The sequence below is a fragment of the Bacillus sp. WC2503 genome (assembly GCF_052682895.1).
This window is the reverse complement of record NZ_JBQYMD010000001.1, coordinates 2,369,538-2,393,728: the sequence shown is the minus strand read 5'-3', so window position 1 is coordinate 2,393,728 and position 24,191 is coordinate 2,369,538. Positions and strand designations below refer to the sequence as shown.

Genomic DNA, 24,191 nt, shown 5'->3' with positions numbered 1-24,191 from the left:
CACCTCGTCTACTTCCTATTATTTTGTAACCATGGATGAAATAATTTACCGAAAATCGGCATAACTACCCATGATAGCAAGGACACTATACATACAGAAACAAAAAAAGCGGACATAATAGGGTTCATATGTTTTATGATAGGTCCTATCAATTTAGGAACTAACATGCTAAGAGGCCATACACCCAGAAGGGTAACGATAGACATTTTCCATTTTTGCGGTGGGACTGGCGTTTTCGGAGTAACAAACCAATAAGCCAAACTGCTTTCAGTTTTATAACTTGGATTAGTAACTTGAAATTGTTCTGCCGTTTTTAACAAATCTCGGCGAACATCTGATTCTTGCCAAGCGCGTAGATGCTCATACGTATCAAAGCGAAAAATAACAGTATACTCTCTGAATTCGTTATTTGGGACTATTAGATTTACACCTAAATGCCCTGGAAATTTAGTAGCGGCAGCTTCGATTTCATGTCTCCATGTTTCAAACTGTTTTTCTTTACCCTGTTGAATTTCCCATGTAACAATCGTTGTTACTGGATCGGCAGCATCCATCGCGTTCCCTGTATAAGTCTCTTCGACAGCTACTCCTTCTTGTTTCATATTTTCCTGCTTGGAAGCGCACCATGCACCATAGTATATGCGTATTCTACACCTTGACCATAAGCACCAGTGTGTTCCTTTACAATCTCCATTACAGCATCATAAGTATCTTTGTGTGCCCAGTCGCGTTGGTATTCAAGTAAAACTTGAATTGCTGTCACTGGAATTGCACCAGCTTGTTCTACACGACGCATAGCAGCGTTATGTGCTGTCAAACTAGTACCACCTGAAGCATCATCAACGGCATACACCTCATAGCCAGCTTTAATTGCTTCAAGCACAGGGAATGCAAGGCAAACTTCAGTCCAAAGTGCTGCAAATATTAATTTCTTTCTACCTGTTGCTTTAACTGCTTCAACAAATTTTGAATCTTCCCAAGAGTTCATTGAACTGCGTTCTATAATTTCATGGTTTGGGAATATGTCAAGAATTTGTGGCCAAAAATAACCAGAAAAGCTACGTGTCTCAACTGTAGTAAGAATAGTAGGTACGTTAAAAATTTTTGCTGATTTAGCAAGCAACATAACGTTATTAATCAATGTTTGTCTATCAATACTTGCAACTCCAAAAGTCATTTGAGGCTGAAAATCAATTAAAATTAAGGCACTGTTCTCTGGATTTAACAATTCTAAATTACTCATAATAAAACGCTCCTTTTTTTAATTGTAAAAAAAAATTTTGCTATACCTTTTAATTTAAAAGAGAGTGCTGATTTAATCAGCACTAAATGTATACTATCCATTTTTTTGAAAGTGATTTAAAGTCATTACTTTGAAATACATTTATGCATTTTGTTTACTAAGATCTCGCTGCGCGCCCATATAGCTTCCAATTATATTTTGATAGCCTGGAAGATTACTAGCAAGCAAATTGCCAAAACCTTCGACATCGTTGCGCCAATCGCGTTGTAATTCGCAAGCTACGCTAAACCAGTTCATAAGTTGCACGCCACTATGTGCCATGCGAGTATTTGCAGCATCTGCAACTTGTTTACTGAAAGTTCCCGAAGCATCAGTAACAGCAAATACTTCATATCCAGCTTTTATAGCGGAAAGTGCTGGGAAAGTAACACAAACGTCCGTAACTACGCCCGCGATGATAAGTTGCTTCTTTCCAGTTTCTTCGATTGCTTTTACAAAATCATCATTATCCCATGCGTTAATTTGTCCAGGGCGAGCTATTTTTTGTGCGTGAGGAAAGAGATCAACCAATTCTTGCATTAAAGGTCCGTTAGGTCCGTTTTCAAAGCTTGTTGTTAAAATAACCGGTAAATCAAAAAACTTAGCAGTATGAGCAAGAGCTAAAACATTGTTCTTAAATTCATCAACACCATAGTCACGTACTAGTCCGGACATAAGACCAGTTTGATGATCTACTAAAAGCACGACAGCATCATCTTTGTTAATACGAGAATAGAGATCAGTCATTATGTATTCCTCCTAAAAATTAAGTAATCGAAGAAAAGTTAAATAGTCGAATACTATCATAAGTTTCTTCGTTTGTTACGATTCGTTTATAACTAAGCTGACCAATAATATTAGTTATAGCAGCATTCACAGAACATGAAGTGCTATACAAATTTATAGTATTTGAAAACTGATTCGTTAATCAATTCTAAATTATCTATAATTCGTATAGGTCGTAACTATAGTTGTTTTCACTATAAAATAGATTGATTTTACCTATACATTCTATAGATAGAACGATATTGATAGTCACCTATTTTTGTTATTAGAATTGAATAGGAGGAATTTTCAGCAAATACTTCGTGATGAAAAAGGTAGGAGATGGGGAATTGTCCATAAACAGAAAATGAATTCATCGGAACAGTAGAGTTCACAACATAAACATGCATAAATAGGCTATGAGATTCATCCGGATTATTGAAGAAAAGGATATATATTAGAATATTTTTGGAGGTAGAAGAATGGCGAAAATTACTGTAGGAACCGAAAATCAAGCACCAATTGAGATATATTATGAGGATCATGGCACAGGAAAACCAGTTGTACTAATTCATGGTTGGCCGTTAAGCGGTCGATCTTGGGAATACCAAGTTCCCGCTCTTGTTGAGGCTGGATACAGAGTTATAACATATGATCGTCGAGGTTTTGGAAAATCATCTCAGCCGTGGGAAGGGTATGAATATGATACCTTTACTTCTGATTTACATCAACTATTAGAACAGTTAGAGCTTCAAAATGTCACACTTGTTGGTTTTTCTATGGGTGGAGGCGAGGTAGCCCGGTATATTGGGAAATATGGAACTAATAGAGTAGAGAAGGCTGTATTTGCAGGAGCTGTACCACCATTCCTTTACAAGTCAGCAGACCATCCTGAGGGTGTATTAGATGATGTAGCAATTCAAAGTTTTGAAAATGGAGTAAAAAGTGATCGCCTAGCATTCCTTGATGAGTTTACGAAAGGATTTTTTGCTGCTGGAGATCGAACTGACTTAGTTAGTGAACCATTTCGAATTTACAATAGGGATATCGCTGCGGGTGCATCGCCTAAAGGAACACTAGATTGTATCGCTGCTTTCAGCAAAACAGACTTCAGAGGCGATTTAGCTAAGGTTAATATACCTACCCTTATTATTCATGGTGATTCAGATGCAACTGTACCATTTGAATATAGTGGGAAATTAACACACGAAGCAATTCCTAATTCTAAAGTAACGTTAATAAAGGGTGGTCCACATGGGCTAAATGCAACGCATGCCAAAGAATTTAATGAAGCACTCCTATCATTTTTAAAGGACTGATTACAACTATATAATTGTTAATTGATAAATTATAAACAAGTTAAAATAAAGTTTTATAAAAGATGCTCTTGGATAAATCCAGGAGCATCTTTTTAAATGCGGGAGTAGTGCACCACTGTAATCATCCATTACGAAATTTCTACTTATTTTTAAATTTTGATATTGAGACGTTAGCATGAAAAATACTCATTAATTTCGAATTGAATAATCTTCTTAACAGCTAAAATGTATTGATTAGAGTTTTTTAGGTCTCTTAAATGCATTGATATATTACTATCAAGATAATATTTTGAATAATCCTCAAAACAAAGAAACGTACATTTTATTGTTTTGGGTAGTGAAGCCTCTTAAGTTGAGTGGGGGCCCCTATATCTTAATCAAAAAGTGTAGGCTTAAGCCTACAAATATTCATCTCCCACTTAAAATTGTCGTTTTACACCTTCACATTTTTGAGGAAGGAGTATTTTATCAGAAAACAATAAAATCTTATTATTTTTTATAATTAGTAGAATTTTATAGAAATAATCCTCTTAATATATTAAAATAACATCGTATTATGTCAGATTTTAATTAGGGGAGAGAAATTTTATGTTGAAAAAAATCATTCCAGTTGCTTTAGCATTAAGTACAGTTACTTTTACTAGTGTATTTGCTGCGCCTTCAGCCCAAGCAAGTACAGAACAAAACCGCTACATAGATGTGCAAATGCTCGGTATTAACGATTTTCATGGGCAACTAGACACTGTAAAAAAAATTAACAATAAAGATGCAGGGGGAATCGAGTACTTAGGGGCTTATTTACGTGATCGTGAAAAACAAAATCCGAATACATTAAAGGTACATGCTGGCGATGTTGTTGGAGCAAGTACTCCTGTTTCAGCATTATTACAAGACGAACCTACGATTGAATTTCTAAATGATTTGAAATTCGATGTTGGAACTATAGGAAATCATGAATTTGATGAAGGTGTTGAGGAAATGAACCGCCTTATTTATGGTGGATACCATGAGAAAACAGGCAATTTTAAAGGAGCAAAATTCCCATATGTTGCCGCAAATTTTTATAATAAATCCACTGGTCGTTTATTTTTACCACCATTCACTATAAAAAAGGTGCAAGGAGTTCCTGTTGGATTTATCGGAGTCGTAACAACGGATGTTCCTAACCTTGTTATGCCTACTATGCTAAAGAATGTTGAAATTACAGATGAAGTTGAAGCTATTAACAAATCCGTAAAGCAATTAAAAAAACTTGGCGTTAAATCTATCGTTGTTCTTGCGCATAACGGAGGTACAACAGATGGAAACGGCGTAACAAATGGTGATATCGTTCGATTAGCAAATGAGACTGATCCAGAAGTCGATGTTATTTTTGGTGGGCATAGCCACACCTATGTAAATGGAACTGTCAATAATAAACTTGTCGTACAAGCAAATTCTTATGGTATGGCTTTTGCTGATGTTGATGTAAAGATTGATCGTAAGACACAAGATATTGTTGAGAAAAAAGCAGAAATTGTTACAACTTACCATGAAGGCATGGAGCCTGATAAAAAAATAAAGAAGAAGATGGAGAAATATCAAGCAAAAATCGCACCTCTTGTTAATGAAGTTGTAGGTAAGTCTATTGCTCCACTAGATCGCAAACTCAATAAGGCTGGTGAATCTACTCTTGGAAATTTGGTTGCTGATGCCCAGCGTGCAACAATGCAATCCCAAATTGCACTTATGAATCCTGGTGGTATTCGTAATGACTTAGATGCTGGTGATATTACATGGGGAGAGATATATGGTATTCAACCATTCGGAAATCAATTAATAAAAGTAAATTTAACAGGTCAAGACATTCGTGATATTTTAAATCAACAATGGCAAAAAGATATAACAAGAATGCTTCAAATTTCAGGGATCCAATACACTTGGGATGCGAATAAGCCTAATGGAGAAAAAGTAAAAAGTATTCGCTTAACAAATGGAGAAGAAATCATTCCTTCTAAAACTTACAGCGTCGTTGCGAACGCATTTCTAGCTTCAGGTGGAGATGGATTTGTATCCTTTAAAAACGGTAAAGATGCTGAAACAGGACCAACCGATTTTGAAGCACTAGTAGATTATATAAAAAAATCAAAAGAACCAATTCAGTCTATTATTGATGGAAGAATTCAAAAAATAAATTAGTTTTTTATTAATCTCAAAAACAACTAGATTACCTGTGCGCTATACTTTTTAGTGTACAGGTAATCTATTTTTTTGATTTGAATAGTCTAACTGTGGCCAATGGGTATACCGTCTAGATGCAGAGTGCCGAAAAAAATTGAAATAAACAAAAGTTGATATCCTGGACGTACAGGGAGTCTTTTTTGAAAAAACGGGACATAGCGAACATCAAACAGGCTTAACGATGGATGTTAAAAGTATAAATAATGAACTAGAGTTATCATTTGCTAAGACGAAGGAAGGGAAATGGCTGAAAGAAAATGTGCATCGTGCAGGATTTATTATTCGCTATCCAAAGGAAAAAGAGAATGTAATTGGTTATGCGTATGAACCTTGGCACATTCGCTATGTAGGGGATGATGCTGAAAAAATATACAAGGAAAAACTAACTTTAGGGGAATATATGAGATAAGAAGGCTAAAGTGAATTGGAAATCTGTATTTTTTGTTTGGAGAATAGTATTTTATAAAATAGTAGGGTGCTTTATTTTAATAGATTGAACAATTGCCTATCTAAAAATTTGATAGGCAGTTGTTTTCTTTTGAGTAAAAAGTGAAATGATTTTATTATGTTCGCACATATGAAAAGTGTAATGTGTAAATATATCCTAAACACCAATTATTGCCCCTCATTATTAGCGATAGGATAGCTACTTAAGGACAAAAAAGAATTGGCTAACTTTTGTGCAAAATGTAATGGAGGCTCTACAGATTGGATATGAATATACATAATTAAGGGATTCATGTAAAGCCAGTGATTATGTAAAGCACTTACAATAATTCCTTGTTGTACAATTGATTTCATAAATGCAGGAGTCTCTTCTTGTAGAATAGCGATTTCGCCTAAATTTAATGCATTACCATTTTGATCCAACGATTCAAAACTTACTCCGACGGGTACTACATAGGTACTCGGTTTTCCTTGAACAAGCACCCTAAAATCGCGGTGAAAAGACACCGAACAACCACCTTGACTTATTTTACTTTTCCCTTTAAGTATTGTAGCAAATTGTTCACAAATGAAATTAAAATTTTGCATAAATTCAATCCCTTTCTCGTACAAAATTATGTAATTAGAGATTTGATTGATGAAATACAGATAAACAATCTTTCTTCAACATTAAAAAAACAGGCTGTAATTTTAATTTATTCAATGTTTATTTTAAAAGAAATGCACGCTATATTATTTAAATATTTAGAATTTATTCGAAAATGATTAGTATATTCGAGTTATTAAATTTATGATTCATGATAGTCCGTTCGAGATATTGTTATAAAAAATCTATAAAGTATGTAATTATACGCTTTTAGTCTATGTAGGTAAGATAAATATGTGTCTAAATTTGAATGATAAAACTAGAAAAACAACGGTGAGAAAATAACCAATAATATTTTATTTTCTATAAAAAGTACTGCTAAATAGTATTTTTTTCGAAATAAGTCTTTCTTATATAAGTATATTGCTACTATGAACATATCTATTTAAAAACAAGACTTTTTTGAATACAAAAGAATGGGTTCTAAAATACCTTGCTTATACAAGAAGAATTCAGTTGTTTCTCCTTGTATCTATTTATATTTTTAAGTATAGAAAAAACCTCTTATGAATATAGAAGGGAATTCCTTATGTTTTTCTTAAACAAATTATTAAATTACGGTTATTTTAACCAAAATTTTCATAGAAATATCTTTTAAAAGAACATTAGTTCGTATATAATAAGAACAAATGTTCCTTATTAGGGGTGATAACCTTGTATGATTATTCTCTTTTACCGAATCGTATTATTCTTTGTGTAGACCTTCGTAGCTTCTATGCAAGTGTGTCATGTATTAAAAAAGGACTGGATCCACGTTATACAAAATTGGCTGTCGTAGGAGATGTAAATCGGAGTGGATCAATCGTATTAGCAGTAACACCGCCATTAAAAGCGTTAGGGATTAAGAAAATGGCAAGGTTGTACGAAATACCGAAGCGGCCAGATATTATTATTGCAAATCCGATTATGCATACGTATATGAAATGTTCAACTTTCATAACTAGTTTAGCTTTGCAATATGTTGCGCCGGAAGATTTTCATCAATATAGTATCGATGAGTTTTTCATGGATATGACTGCAAGTATTCATTTGTTTGCGAGTAATCCGCTCGAATTCGCATTAAAGCTCAAGCGAGAAATATATGAACGTACACGGATTGAAAGTACGATTGGTATAGGGCCTAATTTATTATTGAGTAAAGTAGCGATGGATATTGAAGCGAAAAAGAGTAAAGATGGAATAGCACACTGGACGTATGACGATATACCCGAGAAGTTATGGAGTATTAGACCAATCAGTAAATTTTGGGGTGTATCGTACAAAACTGAAATGAAATTGAATCGAAAAGGTATACATACAATTGGAGAATTAGCTCAGTATCCTTTGAAATATTTAAAGCAATCTTTCGGTGTAATAGGGGAAGAATTGCATTTACATAGTAACGGGATTGATTTTAGCAGAATAGCAGAGAAATACGTTCCAGCGACAACATCTATAGCGAAAAGCCAAATATTATTACGGGATTATTCGATAGGAGAGTTCGTAGTTATTTTATTAGAGCATATAGAAGAAGTTTGTTATAGGTTGAGAAGAGAAGAGAAATATGCACAAACAATTCATTTTTCAATTGGGTATAGCAAGGAATACGGTGGGGGAATAAAAAAGGCGCATACGTTAAATCGGGCAACAAATGTAACGATGGATATTTACAATATTTGTACATATTTTTTATATGAGCGCTATACAGGAGAACCGATTAGATCGTTAAGTGTCTCATTAACAAACCTTATTAATGAAGGTGAAGAGCAAATTTCGCTTTTCGATAACATTGTACAAAGGGAAAAAGAAATCCGATTAACGAAAGTTATGGATGAAATTCGAACACGGTTTGGTAAGAACAGTATTTTACGTGGGATTTCCTACACAAGCGTCGCAACATCAAGATATAGAAACACATTATTAGGAGGACATAAATCGTGAAGAATGCTAATATGCCAAAAGGAAGAGGGATGGTAAAGTGGCAACCGTTCGCTAGTATGCCAGAGCAATTCGCAGTTATTAAAGAAATGATACATGTGAAAACGAAAGTCACGCGTCCGATCTTAACAGAGGATGCAAAAGAAGTGCTTGAAAATAAGTTGTTATGTTCCTATTTAGGTGAGGAAGAGATTTTACTTACATATTATAAAGGTGGCTACTTATATAAAAATTACATAACAGTAGTTGATATTAATCCATTAAATGAGACGATTATTTGTACAGATGCTTTTGGGCATAAACGTACTTTTAAATTCGGTGATTTAATTGAAATGGAATAGAATAGCTTTTTTAGCATGGAGGGTCACACTTTAAACACTCTAACGGTTTGTTTAAAGTGTGGACTTCAAGAAATAAAAAGAAAAAATCCCATTGACAATGATAATGAAAATCATTATCATTTATTTGAGAGATAATTTATTTGTATAAAGGGAGATATTGCTTTGAAAAAAAATAATATGAGAGCGTTAGTAGTAGCTACAACATTAGCTATTCCTTTTGCTGTTTATTCTAGCCCAGTGCAAGCAGCGGAAAAAATAGCAGAAAATAAAGCAGGAGTTATGGTAACAGATCGTGTATATAATGTTGAAATCAAAATATATAAAGATCAAAAAGATGAGCCATCCATGGTGTCTCAATACATAAAAGATCCCAAAGTTAAGATTGAAAATGGGAAAAAAGTTGTTACTGCAACAGTACAAGATAGCGATTATTTCCAATATCTTAGAATAGAAGATAGAAATCAACCAGGTGTATTTCACGATGTGAAAGTATTGTCAGAAGATAAGAGGAAAAATGGGACGAAAGTAGTTCAGTTTGAAATAGGAGAATTTTCGAAGAGATATAATATGCAAATGCATATTCTCATTCCTGCTATTGGATATGATCATAAATATCAAGTTCAATTTGAAATTTCAGATCCGACAGCAAATAACAAAGAAACTGAGAAACCAGATGATAATTCTAATGCAGGTGATAAGGAAACGGATCATCAAATTGATAGTCAAAATATGATAACGGACAAAAAATTAAGGGAACTTGTTAATAAAAAAGTATTTAATAGAAAAGATTTAAATACACCAATTACGAAAGAAGAGTTATTACAAGTAAAAAACTTATTTTTAAATACGAATGAGATCCTCGACTATAGTGGATTGAAATATATGCCTAATTTAAAGTCTTTAACAGTTGCTAATGCAAAGATAACAGATCCGTCGTTCTTTGCGAACTTAAAACAATTGAACCATTTAGCTTTGCGCGGTAATGAAATTGTAGATGTAACACCGCTTATTAAAATGGATAATTTAGAATCTCTTGATTTAAGCAATAATAAAATTACGAACGTTGCACCACTAACTGAAATGAAGAATGTGAAAAGTTTATATGTAGCAGGCAATCAAATTGAAGATGTAACAGCATTAGCAAAAATGGGACAATTAGATTACTTGAATTTAGCAAATAATAAAATTACGAACGTTGCTCCATTAAGCTCGTTAAAAAATGTAACATACTTAACTTTAGCGGGTAATCAAGTTGAAGATATTACACCGTTATATGCATTACCTTTAAAAGATTTAGTATTAACGCGTAATAAGGTTAAAGATGTATCGGGCATTGACCAATTGAATCAATTAGATGAATTATGGATTGGGAAAAATCAAATTGAAGACGTGACACCACTTACTAAAATGACTCATCTTAAAGTATTAGATGTACCTAATAATGAGTTAAAGGATATTACTCCATTATCAAATTTAGTAAACTTGCAAAAACTTGATTTAGAGGCAAATTATATTTCTGATTTATCACCAATTAGTCAGTTGAAAAAACTAACGTTTTTAAGCCTTGTAGCGAATGAAATTCGTGACGTTAGACCTGTTATCGAATTAAGTAAGCAAGCATACATTAATATTCAAAATCAAAAAGTCTTTTTAGAGGACGTAGAAGTACATAAAGAAGTGAAAGTACCTATTTATGAAAAAGACGGTGAAATCTCTACAAAAATCCGTTTAAAAAGTGATGGCGGCACTTACAATAATGGTGTAATTACATGGAATACGTTAGGTGAGAAAGTATATGAGTTTGGAGTAAAAGATCCATTTGCTGATACAGGCATCTTTTACACTGGTACAGTAATACAAAATGTTGTGGATAAAGTATCGGGAGAAGTAACAGATCCAAAAGGAGAAGTAACAGATCCAAAAGGAGAAGTAACAGATCCAAAAGGAGAAGTAACAGATCCAAAAGGAGAAGTGACAGAACCAAAAGGAGAAGTGACAGAACCAAAAGGAGAAGTGACAGAACCAAAAGGAGAAGTGACAGAACCAAAAAGTGAAGTGACAGAACCAAAAGGAGAAGTGACAAAACCAAAAAGTGAAGTGACAGATCCAAAAGGTGAAGGAATAGATCGAGTGAATTCGCAAATTACTAAAAATAACGCATTGAATAAACAAATTGTTAAGAAGGAACAGATATTACCTGCTACAGGACATGATACGAATTGGTTATCCGTTTTTGGTGGGGGATTAATGTTGATAGGAGCTTATTTATATAGAAGGTTAAAGAGAGTTAACTAAAATAAAAACCTTTTTGCTAACTAATGAATTGAAAAATCGAAGTAATCTGTGCGATACAGTTATTTGAAGGGATTATCCTAAATATAGGATTCTTTCTTTGAGCAAAATTAGATGTGCTATCCTGAATTTTTAATAATGGTAACAAAAATAAGAACAGCCATTCAACGAAGAAGGCTGTTCTTATTTTTATTTCAATAGATATTTTTACATTATCAATCTGTCTGGATTGTCTTTTTTCTTTTAGTAACTTTATATTTTAATAAGAAGCTTCTTAAATAAATAATAGTAAGTCAGCTTAGGTGAATCCATTTTTATTTTCTATATCTCTTCCTAACTTAATTATATCATGTAATTAACGTTCGAAATAGACTGTTTATTCTTATTGACTACTGCTAAAATCAAGAACACATGACTAGTAAGGAGAGATGTTAAATGAGTTCTTTCGTTCTCGATTTTCAGGAAATAGAAAAAACACAGCTTTTTCTCGTTGGTGGAAAAGGATTGAATTTAGGGGAGTTATCAAACATTCAAGGTATACAAGTGCCAGAAGGATTTTGTGTTACAACAGTAGGGTATGAAAAAGCCATTGAACAAATTGAAGTGTTTCATACTTTGTTGAATCAACTAGCCATACTAAAAATTGAGGACCGAGATCAAATTAGTGAAATTAGTAAGAAAATTAGAGAAGCCATTATGACAGTGGAAATTCCAGTTGATGTAGTGGAATCAGTAGCTCATTATCTCTCGCGTTTTGGAAATGAACATGCATATGCAGTGCGTTCTAGTGCTACTGCTGAAGATTTACCGTATGCCTCGTTTGCTGGTCAGCAAGATACGTATTTAAATATCATCGGAAAAGAAGCGGTTTTGCAGCATGTAAGAAAGTGTTGGGCTTCTTTATTTACAGATCGAGCGGTTATATACCGAATGCAAAACGGCTTTGATCATAATCAAGTTTCTATAGGTGTTGTCGTTCAAAAAATGGTTTTCCCTGTGGCTTCAGGGATTTTATTTACTGCGGATCCGATTACTTCTAATAGGAAGGTGTTATCAATCGATGCCAGCTTTGGACTTGGCGAGGCGCTAGTATCTGGATTGGTTTCTGCCGATAATTATAAGGTAAAAGAAGACGAAATCGTCGAAAAGGTCATCGCAACGAAAAAATTAGCCATCTATGGACGAAAAGAAGGCGGAACAGAGACAAAGAAAATTGCTCCTAATCAGCAAAAAGTTCAAACACTTATTGAACAACAAATTTTACAATTAGCACGCATCGGAAGACAGATTGAAGCTTATTTTGGTTGTCCGCAAGATATTGAATGGTGTTTAGTTGATGATACATTTTATATTGTTCAAAGTAGGCCGATAACGACTTTGTATCCAATTCCAGAAGCGAATGATCAGGAAAATCATGTGTATGTATCGGTCGGTCACCAGCAAATGATGACGGATCCTTTGAAGCCATTAGGAATGTCTTTATTCCAGTTAACATCCTTTGGACCGAGGTTTCAAGCTGGGGGAAGGCTGTTTGTTGATGTTGCACAAAGATTGGCCTCACCTGCTAGTAGAGAATTTTTATTAAATACAATAGGAGAATCAGAGCCGCTTATTAAAGATGCATTAATGACTGTAATAGAGCGAGATAATTTTATTAAATTGTTACCGGATGAAGAAGAAAAAAGTCTTGGAAAAAGTATGCCACCTGCAAGCTCGCAACCACAAATCGAAAACGACCCAGCAATCGTTACGGATTTAATCAAGAACAGTCAAGCATCGATAGAAGAGTTAAAACAAAGTATTCAAACGAAATCAGGATCAGATGTACTTGATTTTATTTTAGAAGATATTCAGCAATTAAAGAAAATATTATTTCACCCGCAAAGTATGGCTGTCATTATGGCAGGTATGAATGCTTTATCATGGATCAATGAAAAGATGGAGCAATGGCTAGGAGAAAAAAATGCAGCAGACACACTTTCTCAATCTGTACAAAATAATATTACTTCAGAAATGGGTTTAGCATTATTGGATGTCGCAGATGTGATTCGTCCGTATCCAGAAGTCATTGCGTATTTACAGCATATAGAAGATGACAGCTTTTTAGATGAACTAGTTCAGTTTAAAGACGGGGAAAAAGTTCGAGATGCAATCGAGGCGTTTCTAAATAAATACGGAATGAGATGCAGCGGCGAAATCGATATTACGAAAACGCGCTGGAGTGAAAAACCAACTACAATTATCCCGATGATTTTAAATAATATAAGAGATTTTGAAGCTGGTGCTAGTAAGCGGAAGTTTGAAGAAGGGCTGCAGGAGGCTTTAAAAAGAGAAGAAGAGTTATTAGACAAATTGCAGTATTTAGCAGATGGCAAACAAAAAGTAGAAGAGACGAAGCGAATGATCAGTATAATTCGGAATTTCGCTGGCTATCGTGAATACCCAAAATACGGAATGATTAATCGCTATTTCATATATAAGCAGGCATTACTAAAAGAAGCCGAGCAACTCGTGCGAAATAACGTTATTACTGAAATAGAAGATATATACTATCTTACTTTTGAAGAACTTCACGAAGTCGTCCGCACTAATAAACTAGATTACAAAGTTATTCATAAACGAAAAAATGAGTACAAATTATATGAAAAACTAACACCTCCGCGTGTTATTACTTCTGATGGTGAAATTATTATAGGTAAATATAAACGAGAAAATCTCCCTACCGAAGCAATAGTAGGTTTGCCTGTTTCTTCTGGAGTGGTAGAAGGGAGAGCTCGTGTTATTTTAAACATGGAAGATGCAAGTTTAGAAGATGGAGATATATTAGTTACGGCATTTACTGATCCTGGCTGGACGCCATTGTTTGTGTCTATAAAAGGGTTAGTTACGGAAGTTGGCGGACTCATGACACACGGGGCAGTGATTGCGCGTGAATATGGATTACCAGCAGTCGTCGGGGTAGAGAATGCTACGAAACGAATAAAAGACGGGCAACGAATTCGGGTACATGGAACAGAAGGATATATTGAGATAGTGTAGTTATATTTTAAATAAAAAGATCGTCCACTAAATATAGCGGACGATCTTTTTATGATTGTAAGCTTGCTGCTATCATCCATCTGAAACTGAAAATTAAAATAAAAATGAGCATATGAATTGGATTTCTTTGAATGCCCCTGTCGTAGAAGGAGACATACATGCTACGATACTCATTCACATGCAAGAAGCAACCATGAAGATTGATGAATTAGAATGTACATCAATCTAAAACAAAGAATATTTTCAAAAATATTACAAATTCAGACAACATATTGTAAATTATCTGAATTTTCATTATTATATAAGCGTTATAACGTATTTAATATTGGGGAGGAATAGGGATGAAGAAAAAGCCTTTTAAAGTGCTGTCTACGCTTGCGGCGGCAGCAGTGCTTAGTTGCACATTTGGGGTAGGTAGTCAATCTGTTTATGCGGCAACGCCGTCTAATGTAGGATCTTTAAGTCCGATTGATGGAAATTTAATTCAAGAGGACCGTCTAGCAGATGCGCTCAAGAAACGCGGTGTAATTAATAATTCTGCGTCGAAAGAAGACACATTAAAAGCTGTTGAAAAATACGTAGAGAAGAAAAAAGGCGAAAATGCTGGGAAAGAACCAGCAACAGGGGATAGTGTCTCGAGAGAAGCGTTTGACTTTTTGAAAAAAGTGAAAGATGCAAAAGCAGATGCGAAAGAAAAAGCTGATCAACCTGCTAGTGGCCCGGTAGTTGGACAAGAGCCGGTTAAAGGGGGATTAAACGGCAAAGTACCAACTACTTCAGCGAAGCAAAAACAATATAATGGTGATGTCCGTAAAGATAAAGTGCTTGTATTGTTGGTGGAGTTTGCTGACTTTAAGCATAACAATATTGATCAAGTACCAGGTTATATGTATTCAAATGATTTTAATCCAGAACATTATCAAAAAATGTTATTTGGTAATGAGCCATTTACACTCTTTGATGGTTCAAAAGTACCAACATTTAAACAATATTATGAAGAGCAATCTGGTGGTAGTTATACAGTAGATGGCACAGTAACAAAGTGGTTGACAGTTCCTGGTAATGCGGCAGATTATGGCGCAGATGCAGGAGATGGCGGCCATGATAATAAAGGACCAAAAGGACCTCGTGATTTTGTAAAAGAAGCATTAAATGCGGCTGTAGAAAGTGGTATTGATTTATCTGAATTTGACGAATACGATCAATATGACAATAATGGTGATGGCAATAAAAATGAACCAGATGGTCTGATTGATCACTTAATGGTCATTCACGCTGGAGTTGGGCAAGATGGAGGCGGTGGTAGACTAGGTGATGATGCAATTTGGTCGCATCGTTGGCACCTTGGAACACCATATCCAATTGAAGGAACAAAAGCAAAAGTTGATAACTGGGGCGGTAAAATGGCAGCGTACGATTACACAATTGAGCCAGAAGACGGAGCAGTTGGTGTATTCGCACATGAATTTGGTCATGATTTAGGCCTTCCGGATGAGTATGATACGAAGTATTCAGGAGCAGGGGAGCCAATTAACTCTTGGTCTGTTATGAGTGGCGGCAGCTGGGCTGGTAAAATTGCAGGTACAACGCCACCGAGTTTCTCTCCGCAAAACAAAGAGTTCTTTCAAAAGAACATGGGTGGAAACTGGGCAAATATTGTAGAGGTAGACTATGATAAATTAAATCGTGGTATCGGTTTTGCAACGTACTTAGACCAAAGTGTAACGAAATCAGCTCGTCCTGGTCTAATTCGCGTTAACTTACCAGATAAAGAAGTGAAAGGTATTCAGCCTGCATTCGGTAAGAAATATTACTATAGTACAAAAGGCGATAATCTTCATACAACATTAGAAACACCAGTGTTTGATTTAACAAATGCAACACTGGCGAAGTTTGATTACAAGTCATTGTATGAAATTGAAACAGATTATGACTTCCTTGAAGTATATGCAGTGACAGAGGATAATAAGAAAACGTTAGTCGATCGAATTGGCGAAAAGAATGTGAAAAATGGTCTAGATACAACGGATGGTAAATGGGTAGATAAGTCATATGACTTAAGCAAATTTAAAGGTCAAAAAGTAAAACTAGTATTTGAATACATTACAGATGGTGGCTTAGCACCGAACGGTTTTACTTTTGATAACGCTACATTAACTGTAGATGGAAATGTTGTCTTCTCTGATGATGCAGAAGGCGAATCGAAATTAAAATTAAATGGTTTCGTTGTAGCAAACGGTTTTGATAAGAAGAAACATAACTACTATTTAGAGTGGAGAAACTACGCTGGTGCTGACCAAGCATTAAAATATAGCAGCGGTGTACCGTATAATACAGGTCTTGTTGTATGGTATGCAGACTCTAGCTTTACAGATAATTGGGTTGGTATTCATCCAGGAGAAGGTTTCTTAGGGGTTGTTGACTCTCACCCAGAGGCAATTGTTGGAACGCTAAACGGCAAACCAACTGTTCAAGGTAGTACACGATACCAAATCGCAGATGCTGCATTCTCCTTTAATCAGACGCCAGCATGGAAAGTTGTATCTCCAACACGCGGAACATATGATTACAAAGGATTACCAGGTGTAACGAAGTTTGATGATTCTAAATTGTATATAAATGATTTAATCCCAGATGCAGGACGTAAATTACCGAAGTTTGGATTGAAATTTGAAGTAGTTGGACAAGCAGATGATAATTCTGCAGGTGCAGTTCGTTTATATCGTTAATAATGGAGAAGCTGTTGAAGGGGATTCCTTTCAACAGCTTTTTTCATAGAAACATAAATTTCATTAAGCAATTAGTTGATGTCCAGATTGATTAAAATATATTTCTATGCAGGTTGGCTTACTTCTTTAAACCAGCCGCATAAAACGGGCCGTGAACTGCGATAGTTGATAAAATACGAGCAATTTCCTTAGGTGTTTCTTTTTGGCCATTATTTAACCATTGCTGAATGACACCTATATGAGCAGATGCCATATAAGAAGTTAGGTATTCGCTTGGAACAAGCAAACTCTCTTTATCAATAAGAGCCCCATTCGTATCTTCAAATAGTGTTTTCCACATAAAGTCTTTCAGTTTTGTTTGGAAAGATAAATCTCCTTTTGGACTTAACACAGCTTTCATAAAATCACTATTTTCATTTAGAAATTCAAGAATAGAAGCGATAAGTACAAATGGCGTCGTTGGGGAAGGGTTTGAGCCAAGATCGGCAATCACTTCAGGGAATTTTTGTTTGGCAATGCTAGAAAACTCATGCATAATTTCTTCTTGGCATTTCGTCATTAAATCAAATTTATCTTGATAGTGCGCATAAAATGTACCGCGATTTATGTTCGCTTTCGTTGTAATATCTTTTACTGTAATGGCGTCAAAACCTTTTTCTTCAATAAGCTCCACTAGTGCATTTCGTATGGCCGTTTTCGTACGAATAACACGTAAATCTAAATTACTATCACGCAAAGCATGTCCCTCCTTAATTTTACTCAACACATTTAGCAAAAGTGTCTTATAACCGACACATTCACGATTTTTGATTATTGAATAAGATTTAGTTCAAACATATAATTCAAAATATAAATAAACAACACGTTGTTCATTTATTGTAACGAAAATTAAAGGAGGAGAAAAGAAAATGTTTAAAAACAAACTTTTATTGTTAGCACCAGTTATTGCACTACTTGTTGTTTTTATTTTTTCATTAACATTATTCCCAACTGTTCAACCAAAGCCAAAAAACTTGCCAATAGCAATTGTAAATGAGGATCAAGGTGTAGAAGTTCCAAATCAACCGAAAATGAATATGGGGCAAACAATTGTTGATAATATCAAAAAAACAGCGAAATCAGATGAAGAACCTGCGATGAAGTGGGTAGAAGTGAAAAATAAGGAAGCAGTTCAAAAAGGTTTAAATAATCAAGAGTATTATGCCGCATTCGTCATTCCGAAAGAATTTAGTATGAAACAGGCTTCATTACGAACACCGCAGCCATCTTCACCAGAAGTAGAAATATTAATTAATCAAGGAATGAATATGGCTGCATCAACTATGGCAGGGCAAATGTTAAATGGTGTAGTGGATAATATGAGCAACAATGTTCGCACACAAATATTAGATGGATTGAAAGCAAGGGGAGCTACTTTAACAACAGATCAAGCTTCGAAATTAGTAACACCTATTGTAAAGCACGTGAAAAATGTGAATGAGGTCGGAAAAAACAGTGCGAACGGTAACTCACCAATGTCATTATTTCAGCCGTTATGGATTGCAAGTTTAGCTAACGCAGCAATTATTTTTATTGCGCTTAGTAAAATGCCGGTACGTACAAGAAAAGAAAACTTTGGATTAAAACTAAAACAAATAGTAGCTGGAGCAGTTGCGACACTTGTAATTGGTTTTGGCCTTACGTGGATTGCAGATGGGATGGTAGGATTAAATATTTCGAATTTCACGGAGACAGCGTTGTTCTTATCCATCACGTCTTTTAGCTTCTTCTTAATGATATCGGCGGTACTTTCATTAGTTGGGCTAAAAGGTATCGGTTTATTCGCACTCTTACTATTCTTCGGGGCACCGTTATTATCATTAGCACCTGAAATGTTGTCGCCATTTTATCAAAATTGGGTTTATTCTTGGTTACCAATGAAATTTATGATCGAAGGACTCAGGGAGATCTTCTTCTTCGGAAAAGGGTTAAGCTGGAATACACCTGTTACTGTGCTCGTTTGGATTGGTGTGGTAAGTATGGTTGTTATACTAGCAACTGCATTGAAGCGTAGTGCAGTAAAGGGACATAAAATGGAATTGAATGCTTAAAAGATAAAAAACGTTTCACTCGTAGTGAAGCGTTTTTTGATGAAATCATTAGGAATCGTTAAGGAAATTAAGCAGCGATAGATAGGGTTTTACAATATGTTATACGTGATTGAAGTATTCGTGTTTGCAGTAATTTTTTTGTATACATGCTCCTACTATTTCAAAGTGCATAAAATGTTATGCGAAATTATGGAGGGGATACGATGTATAATTCGAATTATCATGATTGGTATAGGCAAAATGATAAGTTGATAAGTGATATTGAAAAAGCTATAAACGGAGAATATAGCGCTATAAGCTGCTACGCAAAGTTAGCTAACATGGCTCCAAATCAAGTAGAACGAAATCAGATTCTTGAAATTCGTAATGATGAAATAAAGCATTTCCAAAACTTTGTCCAAATTTATACGAACTTAACTGGCAGGCAGCCTAAACCACAGATTACCGAAGAATGCCCGAATACGTACTTACAAGGATTAGAATTCGCTATACAGGATGAGCAAAGGACAGTAGATTTTTATTTGGAAATTTCAGATGAAACATCGGATGCATCTGTGAAAGATTTGTTACGGAGAATAGCTGCAGATGAACAAAATCATGCGGTTTGGTTTTTATATTATTTTGTGAAGTCGAAGTGAGTATAAAGAATGAGTGGCTGATGTGATGAATATATTAGAAATTGTTTTAAAGCGTAGTGCAACAATTGAATGAAAAACTTAAATATAAGCAGAAAGAAACCGTTTCATAAGTAGTGGGACGGTTTTTCGCGGTGAAATACAAGTTACATAGGTATCGACAAAATATAGTAGTTGAATTTGGTATATAATGTATGAAATGAAAGCGAAAATAAATAAGCTAGGAGCAAATAAATGAAAAGAGGAATTATTGTAGATATTCCAAATGAATATGATAATCTACTTTGGAAAGTGTTAAAGCCGATCGATATTACGTTATTTGATTGGCGAGTGGAAAATGAGGAATCTTATTTCAGATTACCTGATGGATTAGGATCAGAATTATTCTCAGAAGATAACAAGGTAATGAGTGGATTAGAATTGAAAAAATTAATAAAAGACAACATATATTATCTCATTTTTGCAGATTTAAAAGCGTATCCAAAAGGAGAAGTATTAGAAGAGATTGAAACATATGAAGAGTTCACAGAGAGCAAGTGTGAAGTAGTCGTATTAGTAGCGGACGGTGATTATATACACATTTACGCTAAAGACCCAAAAGCGATTGAATTGATGTATGAAAACGCACTGAATCAAGGTTTTTATGTTGAATACGTTACAGACGAAAATGACGGTAGAACGCGTTTGTCAGTATAGTAGTAATTTGAAAGGGGAACGGCAATATGGAGAGAAATACAGTTAAAGAATATACAATACGAACTGCTACTGAAGAGGAGAGCGATACTATTATTACTCTATTAAGAGAAGTAGCAGAGTGGTTACAACATAAAGAAGTAGATCAATGGCAGTATCTGTTAGGAGGAGAGGCTACAGCTGAAATATTAGAATGTATAAGAAATAAATATACGTATATTGTTATGAAAGAAGATGAAATTGTTGGTACGATTACAGCATCTCCTAAACAAAATGAATGGGATGAACATATTTTTGGTAAAGAGGAAGTTTCGGATTCAGTATATATTCATAGATTTGCGGTGAGACGGAAGTATAAGGGGAATGGAATAGGAGAATCGATTTTGCAGTGGGTAGAAGAAAATGTACAGTGTGATAAAGAGTACTTGAAGTTAGATTGTGTGGGACATAATCGTACGTTGAATGATTTTTATAAGAAAAATGATTTTGAGTATGTGGGCAGTACGGATGGGCTTAGTAAGTTTCAAAAGAAAAGGAGCAAATAAATGAATCCAATTAACGTAAGTTTAGTTAAGAAGTTAATACAGAAACAGTTTCCTGAATGGGCACATTTAGAAGTGAAACCTGTAAAGTTTAGTGGGCATGATAATAGAACGTTTCACTTAGGAGATCAGATGAGTGTTAGATTACCAAGTGATGCAGCATATGCACCGCAAGTAGAGAAAGAAAACAAGTGGCTTCCTATATTAAATAAGGAACTTTCTTTACCAATTTCTGCACCAATTGCAAAAGGGCATTCGTCTGAAGAGTATCCGTGGCCATGGTCTATTAATAAGTGGATAGAGGGAGAGACAGTTACGAAAGAAAATGTTCGTGACTTACATGAATTCGCAGCGGACTTAGGATCATTTCTACTAGAATTGCAATCCATTGATTCTAGTAACGGACCAATAGCTGGAGCGCATAACTTTTACCGAGGCGGGTTTATATCTGTATACGATGAAGAAGCGAGAGTAGCTATTGAAAACAATAAAGACGCTTTTGATGAGGCATTGTTAAAGCACCTTTGGGATTTAGCGCTCCGATCAAAATGGGAACGCACACCAGTTTGGATTCATGGAGATGTTGCGCCAGGGAATTTACTCGTTAAAGATGGAAAGCTTTGTGCCGTAATTGATTTTGGTATACTAGGAGTAGGTGATCCGTCGTGTGACGCGGCGATGGCATGGACATTTTTTGATGAAAATAGTAGAAATGTATTTAAAGAAGTGTTGAGGATGGATGAGGAAACGTGGGATAGAGCGAGAGGATGGGCGCTTTGGAAGGCGTTAATTACATATGATGCGAATAGAAATAGTAATGAAAAAGTAGCTGAGGAAGCATATCGTGTAATCCAAGTGATTGTGGATGATTATAAAATGAGATGAAAATAGTAATGTGTAGCACAAGTTTTGATTGAAGTTATTTGACGTTTACTATGCAATAAAAAGGAGGGAACATAATTGAAAGTCAGGCAAGGGAAATATGAAGAAATAAAATTGCGTGATAGAATTCCAGGTATGGTTGAATATATAGATAGCACAAGACTTCCGGCTGATTTTCACTACTATATCCCTCCACACTGGCATAGAAGTATTGAAATTAGTTTAGTAATATATGGAGACGTTTTTTTGTATGTAAATGGGCAAAAAAAGAAAGTATCAGCTGGCGAGTTTATTTTTGTAAACAGTGGAGATGTGCACGAATTTGAAAAAGTTGAGAATGCAAGTTGTGCAGTAATGATGTTAATAGTTTCGTATGAATTTCTTAAAGAGCTAAATGCTGATTTTGATAAATATAGATTTACTCTACAAGCATCATTTGTGCAGAAAGAAAAGCTCCAACAAATATTTTATGAATTAAAGGAGTTAGTCACAAATTTTGATGAGTTAAGTTATATAAAAATGAATAGTTTAATTTATGAGATTGTTTATATTCTATTGCGCCACTGTAAAGATAGAAAAAAAGAAGATAATGATTTTCAATTTGGAAATAAACAAAAAGAGATAATTACATATATGTATGAACATTATGATGAAAAGCTTAAAATGAAAGATGTAGCGAAACACTTTTTTGTAAGTGAGGAACATTTTTCTCGGATGTTCAAAAAATCTTTCGGATCAAATTTCATCTCTTTTTTAACGAGATACAGGCTTCATAAAGCGTATGAAGATATTATTAGCAGTACGAATTCTATACAAGATATAGCAGTGAAACATGGATTTCCCAATGTGAAGTCATTCATTTCGCAGTTTAAAGGGAAATATGGGGATACACCATTACAGTATAGAAAAAATATCATATCAAAAAATGACAATAATTGAATCAAATATGAACAACAATAAAAATACGTTCCATGTTACATTTTGTACATGGAACGTATTTTTATTTAGTAAATGGAAATGTATACGGTTATATAATTTTTCGGAAAATGAAAGCGTTAAAAAAGAGATGGGGGAATAGTGAATGTCTAGAAAATATAGCTTAGATTTATTAGAAAAGATTCAAGAAAAACAAGAAACCATCAATGTACAAGGCGCAGAAGTAATAGTGAAAAACATACCAGATTGCGATGAAAAGGGAGCAATGGATCCACGTCTTTATAAAGATATGAAGGTTCAAATGAATATAATGAGGTTTATGCCTAAAAATATGATGAAAATGGACGCTTCTGAAAAATCGGTAAAGAATATGAGAAAGCAGTTTAATGGTATTAAAAGCGTTCCAATCGTAACGAAAGATATAAATATTACGAATGAAACGGTTAAAGCGGAAGATGGATATGACATTCCGATAAGGATTTATAATAGTATTTCAAAACAAGAAAACGCGCCAATTTTATATTTTATTCATGGTGGCGGATTCATGGCAGGATCACCAGATGTGGTAGAAGAACTTGTGAAATTAATAGTAGAAAAAACAGATATACTAGCCTTTTCTGTAGATTATCGATTAGCTCCAGAACATCCTTTTCCAAATGGACATACAGATTGTTACACTACTTTAAAATGGATTTATGAGAATGCTGAAGCATTCGGCGGTGATAAGAATAATATTTTTGTTGCGGGTGATAGTGCTGGAGGGAACTTAGCACAGTATTGTACAACGAGAGATATGGAAGATGGTAGAAACTTCGTTAAAGGGCAATTACTTCTGTACCCTACACTTAACATGTGTGACTATGAAGACGAGTTTTATTCTTGGAGTATAGATAAATATGAGATTGCTCCGAAATATAAAAAAGGATTAGAAAAAATGCTTAATATGATGCATGCAATGGTCGGAGGGATGGCAGAAATACTTGGTACGGAAGACATTCATTCGAAGTATTTAAGTCCATACGTTGATGTATCTTCAGATTATCCAAGTACATTTATTACGGTAGGAGAACATGATTTTTTAATGATTGAATGTTTAGCGTATGCAGCTAAATTGAAGAAACAAGGAGTGGATACTGAAACGATTCTCTATCGTGGTTTAGGGCACGCGTATGGAGATAATGTAGGTGTCTATCCTCAAAGTGAAGATTTAGCGATTGAGATGGGGAGTTTTATATTGAAGCATAGTAAGAAAGACTCCTACTTTGAGCAATGATTTTAAACTCTACTTTGTGCTTTAAGTGAGAATATCTAAAAAGTATATAAAAAGCCTAATTTGATCTAAATGTTTCAAATTAGGCTTTTTTATATGATTAAATATTCAAGATCAAAAGAAGGAATAAAACTATATTATGCAGA

At 34.7% G+C, this 24,191-nt stretch carries 19 protein-coding genes and 2 pseudogenes; 16 read left to right on the top strand and 5 right to left on the bottom strand.

All coding sequences use genetic code 11. From position 1 onward, the window contains the following. Nucleotides 1–8: 8 nt before the first annotated feature. The 3 genes from ACUN26_RS12255 to ycaC form a co-directional block, all read right to left on the bottom strand. Nucleotides 9–602, bottom strand: a complete 594-nt coding sequence (locus ACUN26_RS12255) for an antibiotic biosynthesis monooxygenase (protein ID WP_000806845.1) — start codon at nt 600–602, stop codon at nt 9–11. After that, complete coding sequence (locus ACUN26_RS12250; RefSeq protein WP_000067160.1) at nt 599–1,243, bottom strand: hydrolase; 645 nt, start codon at nt 1,241–1,243, stop codon at nt 599–601. Before ACUN26_RS12250 ends, ACUN26_RS12255 begins: the two co-directional genes overlap by 4 nt. Before the next feature lie 141 nt (nt 1,244–1,384). Then, nucleotides 1,385–2,029, bottom strand: coding sequence for an isochorismate family cysteine hydrolase YcaC (ycaC, locus tag ACUN26_RS12245; RefSeq protein ID WP_000131223.1), 645 nt, complete (start codon nt 2,027–2,029; stop codon nt 1,385–1,387). Nucleotides 2,030–2,529: 500 nt separating this feature from the next. On the opposite strand from ycaC, the gene ACUN26_RS12240 reads away from it, so the two are divergent. The 3 genes and pseudogenes from ACUN26_RS12240 to ACUN26_RS12230 form a co-directional block, all read left to right on the top strand. Continuing rightward, nucleotides 2,530–3,366: an alpha/beta fold hydrolase gene (locus ACUN26_RS12240; protein WP_001074316.1), complete on the top strand. Its 837-nt coding sequence runs from the start codon at nt 2,530–2,532 to the stop codon at nt 3,364–3,366. Nucleotides 3,367–3,954: 588 nt separating this feature from the next. Continuing rightward, a complete protein-coding gene (locus ACUN26_RS12235) occupies nt 3,955–5,544 on the top strand; it encodes a bifunctional metallophosphatase/5'-nucleotidase (protein ID WP_000913767.1) in 1,590 nt (529 codons plus the stop codon). 178 nt (nt 5,545–5,722) lie between these two features. Then, nucleotides 5,723–5,995 (top strand): annotated as a pseudogene (locus tag ACUN26_RS12230) (M15 family metallopeptidase); the annotation flags it as partial. Nucleotides 5,996–6,201: 206 nt separating this feature from the next. On the opposite strand, the gene ACUN26_RS12225 reads toward ACUN26_RS12230, so the two are convergent. Further along, entirely contained in the window at nt 6,202–6,621 is a 420-nt protein-coding gene (locus ACUN26_RS12225) for a DUF1259 domain-containing protein (RefSeq protein ID WP_001178952.1), read from the bottom strand. Between the two features lie 712 nt (nt 6,622–7,333). Between ACUN26_RS12225 and ACUN26_RS12220 the strand changes: the two genes are divergently transcribed. The 6 genes and pseudogenes from ACUN26_RS12220 to ACUN26_RS12195 all read left to right on the top strand — a co-directional run bounded on the left by ACUN26_RS12220 (nt 7,334) and on the right by ACUN26_RS12195 (nt 16,997). After that, entirely contained in the window at nt 7,334–8,599 is a 1,266-nt protein-coding gene (locus ACUN26_RS12220; protein ID WP_000272635.1) for a Y-family DNA polymerase, read from the top strand. After that, nucleotides 8,596–8,937, top strand: a complete 342-nt coding sequence (locus ACUN26_RS12215; protein WP_000786246.1) for a YolD-like family protein — start codon at nt 8,596–8,598, stop codon at nt 8,935–8,937. The genes ACUN26_RS12220 and ACUN26_RS12215 overlap by 4 nt, the downstream gene beginning before the upstream one ends. A gap of 162 nt (nt 8,938–9,099) precedes the next feature. After that, nucleotides 9,100–10,863: pseudogene (locus ACUN26_RS12210) on the top strand (leucine-rich repeat domain-containing protein); the annotation flags it as partial. Between the two features lie 45 nt (nt 10,864–10,908). Beyond that, nucleotides 10,909–11,232: an LPXTG cell wall anchor domain-containing protein gene (locus ACUN26_RS12205; protein WP_372418624.1), complete on the top strand. Its 324-nt coding sequence runs from the start codon at nt 10,909–10,911 to the stop codon at nt 11,230–11,232. A 432-nt stretch (nt 11,233–11,664) separates the two neighbouring features. After that, on the top strand, nt 11,665–14,268 hold the full coding sequence (ppsA, locus tag ACUN26_RS12200; RefSeq protein WP_000094175.1) for a phosphoenolpyruvate synthase: 2,604 nt from the start codon (nt 11,665–11,667) through the stop codon (nt 14,266–14,268). 341 nt (nt 14,269–14,609) lie between these two features. Then, nucleotides 14,610–16,997 carry an immune inhibitor A domain-containing protein gene (locus ACUN26_RS12195; RefSeq protein WP_000728987.1) on the top strand — a complete coding sequence of 796 codons (2,388 nt, stop codon included), beginning with the start codon at nt 14,610–14,612 and terminating at the stop codon, nt 16,995–16,997. Between the two features lie 118 nt (nt 16,998–17,115). Here ACUN26_RS12195 and ACUN26_RS12190 read toward each other — a convergent pair whose 3' ends face one another. Further along, nucleotides 17,116–17,733 carry a TetR/AcrR family transcriptional regulator gene (locus ACUN26_RS12190; protein ID WP_001205673.1) on the bottom strand — a complete coding sequence of 206 codons (618 nt, stop codon included), beginning with the start codon at nt 17,731–17,733 and terminating at the stop codon, nt 17,116–17,118. Nucleotides 17,734–17,905: 172 nt separating this feature from the next. On the opposite strand from ACUN26_RS12190, the gene ACUN26_RS12185 reads away from it, so the two are divergent. The 7 genes from ACUN26_RS12185 to ACUN26_RS12155 all read left to right on the top strand — a co-directional run bounded on the left by ACUN26_RS12185 (nt 17,906) and on the right by ACUN26_RS12155 (nt 24,048). Then, entirely contained in the window at nt 17,906–19,087 is a 1,182-nt protein-coding gene (locus ACUN26_RS12185; protein ID WP_000475850.1) for a YhgE/Pip domain-containing protein, read from the top strand. Between the two features lie 203 nt (nt 19,088–19,290). Further along, a complete protein-coding gene (locus ACUN26_RS12180; protein ID WP_000282814.1) occupies nt 19,291–19,725 on the top strand; it encodes a ferritin-like domain-containing protein in 435 nt (144 codons plus the stop codon). 231 nt (nt 19,726–19,956) lie between these two features. Further along, nucleotides 19,957–20,418 (top strand): DUF2691 family protein, encoded by a 462-nt coding sequence (locus tag ACUN26_RS12175; protein ID WP_000820174.1) that lies wholly within the window; start codon nt 19,957–19,959, stop codon nt 20,416–20,418. 26 nt (nt 20,419–20,444) lie between these two features. Beyond that, the gene (locus tag ACUN26_RS12170) at nt 20,445–20,960 is read left to right on the top strand and encodes a GNAT family N-acetyltransferase (protein WP_000440855.1); all 516 of its coding nucleotides are present in this window, start codon (nt 20,445–20,447) and stop codon (nt 20,958–20,960) included. After that, nucleotides 20,961–21,842 carry an aminoglycoside phosphotransferase family protein gene (locus ACUN26_RS12165; RefSeq protein WP_001068239.1) on the top strand — a complete coding sequence of 294 codons (882 nt, stop codon included), beginning with the start codon at nt 20,961–20,963 and terminating at the stop codon, nt 21,840–21,842. Between the two features lie 75 nt (nt 21,843–21,917). Continuing rightward, the gene (locus tag ACUN26_RS12160; RefSeq protein WP_000868380.1) at nt 21,918–22,778 is read left to right on the top strand and encodes an AraC family transcriptional regulator; all 861 of its coding nucleotides are present in this window, start codon (nt 21,918–21,920) and stop codon (nt 22,776–22,778) included. 142 nt (nt 22,779–22,920) lie between these two features. After that, nucleotides 22,921–24,048 carry an alpha/beta hydrolase gene (locus tag ACUN26_RS12155; protein WP_000088546.1) on the top strand — a complete coding sequence of 376 codons (1,128 nt, stop codon included), beginning with the start codon at nt 22,921–22,923 and terminating at the stop codon, nt 24,046–24,048. Nucleotides 24,049–24,191: the final 143 nt, after the last annotated feature.

Excerpts from the sequence above, each read along its gene's own strand:
- ACUN26_RS12175 (WP_000820174.1), top strand. The coding sequence starts at position 19,957 with ATGAAAAGAGGAATTATTGTAGATATTCCAAATGAATATGATAATCTA.
- ACUN26_RS12180 (WP_000282814.1), top strand. The coding sequence starts at position 19,291 with ATGTATAATTCGAATTATCATGATTGGTATAGGCAAAATGATAAGTTG.
- ACUN26_RS12225 (WP_001178952.1), bottom strand. The coding sequence starts at position 6,621 with ATGCAAAATTTTAATTTCATTTGTGAACAATTTGCTACAATACTTAAA.
- ACUN26_RS12240 (WP_001074316.1), top strand. The coding sequence starts at position 2,530 with ATGGCGAAAATTACTGTAGGAACCGAAAATCAAGCACCAATTGAGATA.
- ACUN26_RS12155 (WP_000088546.1), top strand. The coding sequence starts at position 22,921 with ATGTCTAGAAAATATAGCTTAGATTTATTAGAAAAGATTCAAGAAAAA.
- ACUN26_RS12195 (WP_000728987.1), top strand. The coding sequence starts at position 14,610 with ATGAAGAAAAAGCCTTTTAAAGTGCTGTCTACGCTTGCGGCGGCAGCA.
- ycaC (WP_000131223.1), bottom strand. The coding sequence starts at position 2,029 with ATGACTGATCTCTATTCTCGTATTAACAAAGATGATGCTGTCGTGCTT.
- ACUN26_RS12185 (WP_000475850.1), top strand. The coding sequence starts at position 17,906 with ATGTTTAAAAACAAACTTTTATTGTTAGCACCAGTTATTGCACTACTT.
- ACUN26_RS12170 (WP_000440855.1), top strand. The coding sequence starts at position 20,445 with ATGGAGAGAAATACAGTTAAAGAATATACAATACGAACTGCTACTGAA.
- ACUN26_RS12250 (WP_000067160.1), bottom strand. The coding sequence starts at position 1,243 with ATGAGTAATTTAGAATTGTTAAATCCAGAGAACAGTGCCTTAATTTTA.
- ACUN26_RS12165 (WP_001068239.1), top strand. The coding sequence starts at position 20,961 with ATGAATCCAATTAACGTAAGTTTAGTTAAGAAGTTAATACAGAAACAG.
- ppsA (WP_000094175.1), top strand. The coding sequence starts at position 11,665 with ATGAGTTCTTTCGTTCTCGATTTTCAGGAAATAGAAAAAACACAGCTT.
- ACUN26_RS12255 (WP_000806845.1), bottom strand. The coding sequence starts at position 602 with ATGAAACAAGAAGGAGTAGCTGTCGAAGAGACTTATACAGGGAACGCG.
- ACUN26_RS12235 (WP_000913767.1), top strand. The coding sequence starts at position 3,955 with ATGTTGAAAAAAATCATTCCAGTTGCTTTAGCATTAAGTACAGTTACT.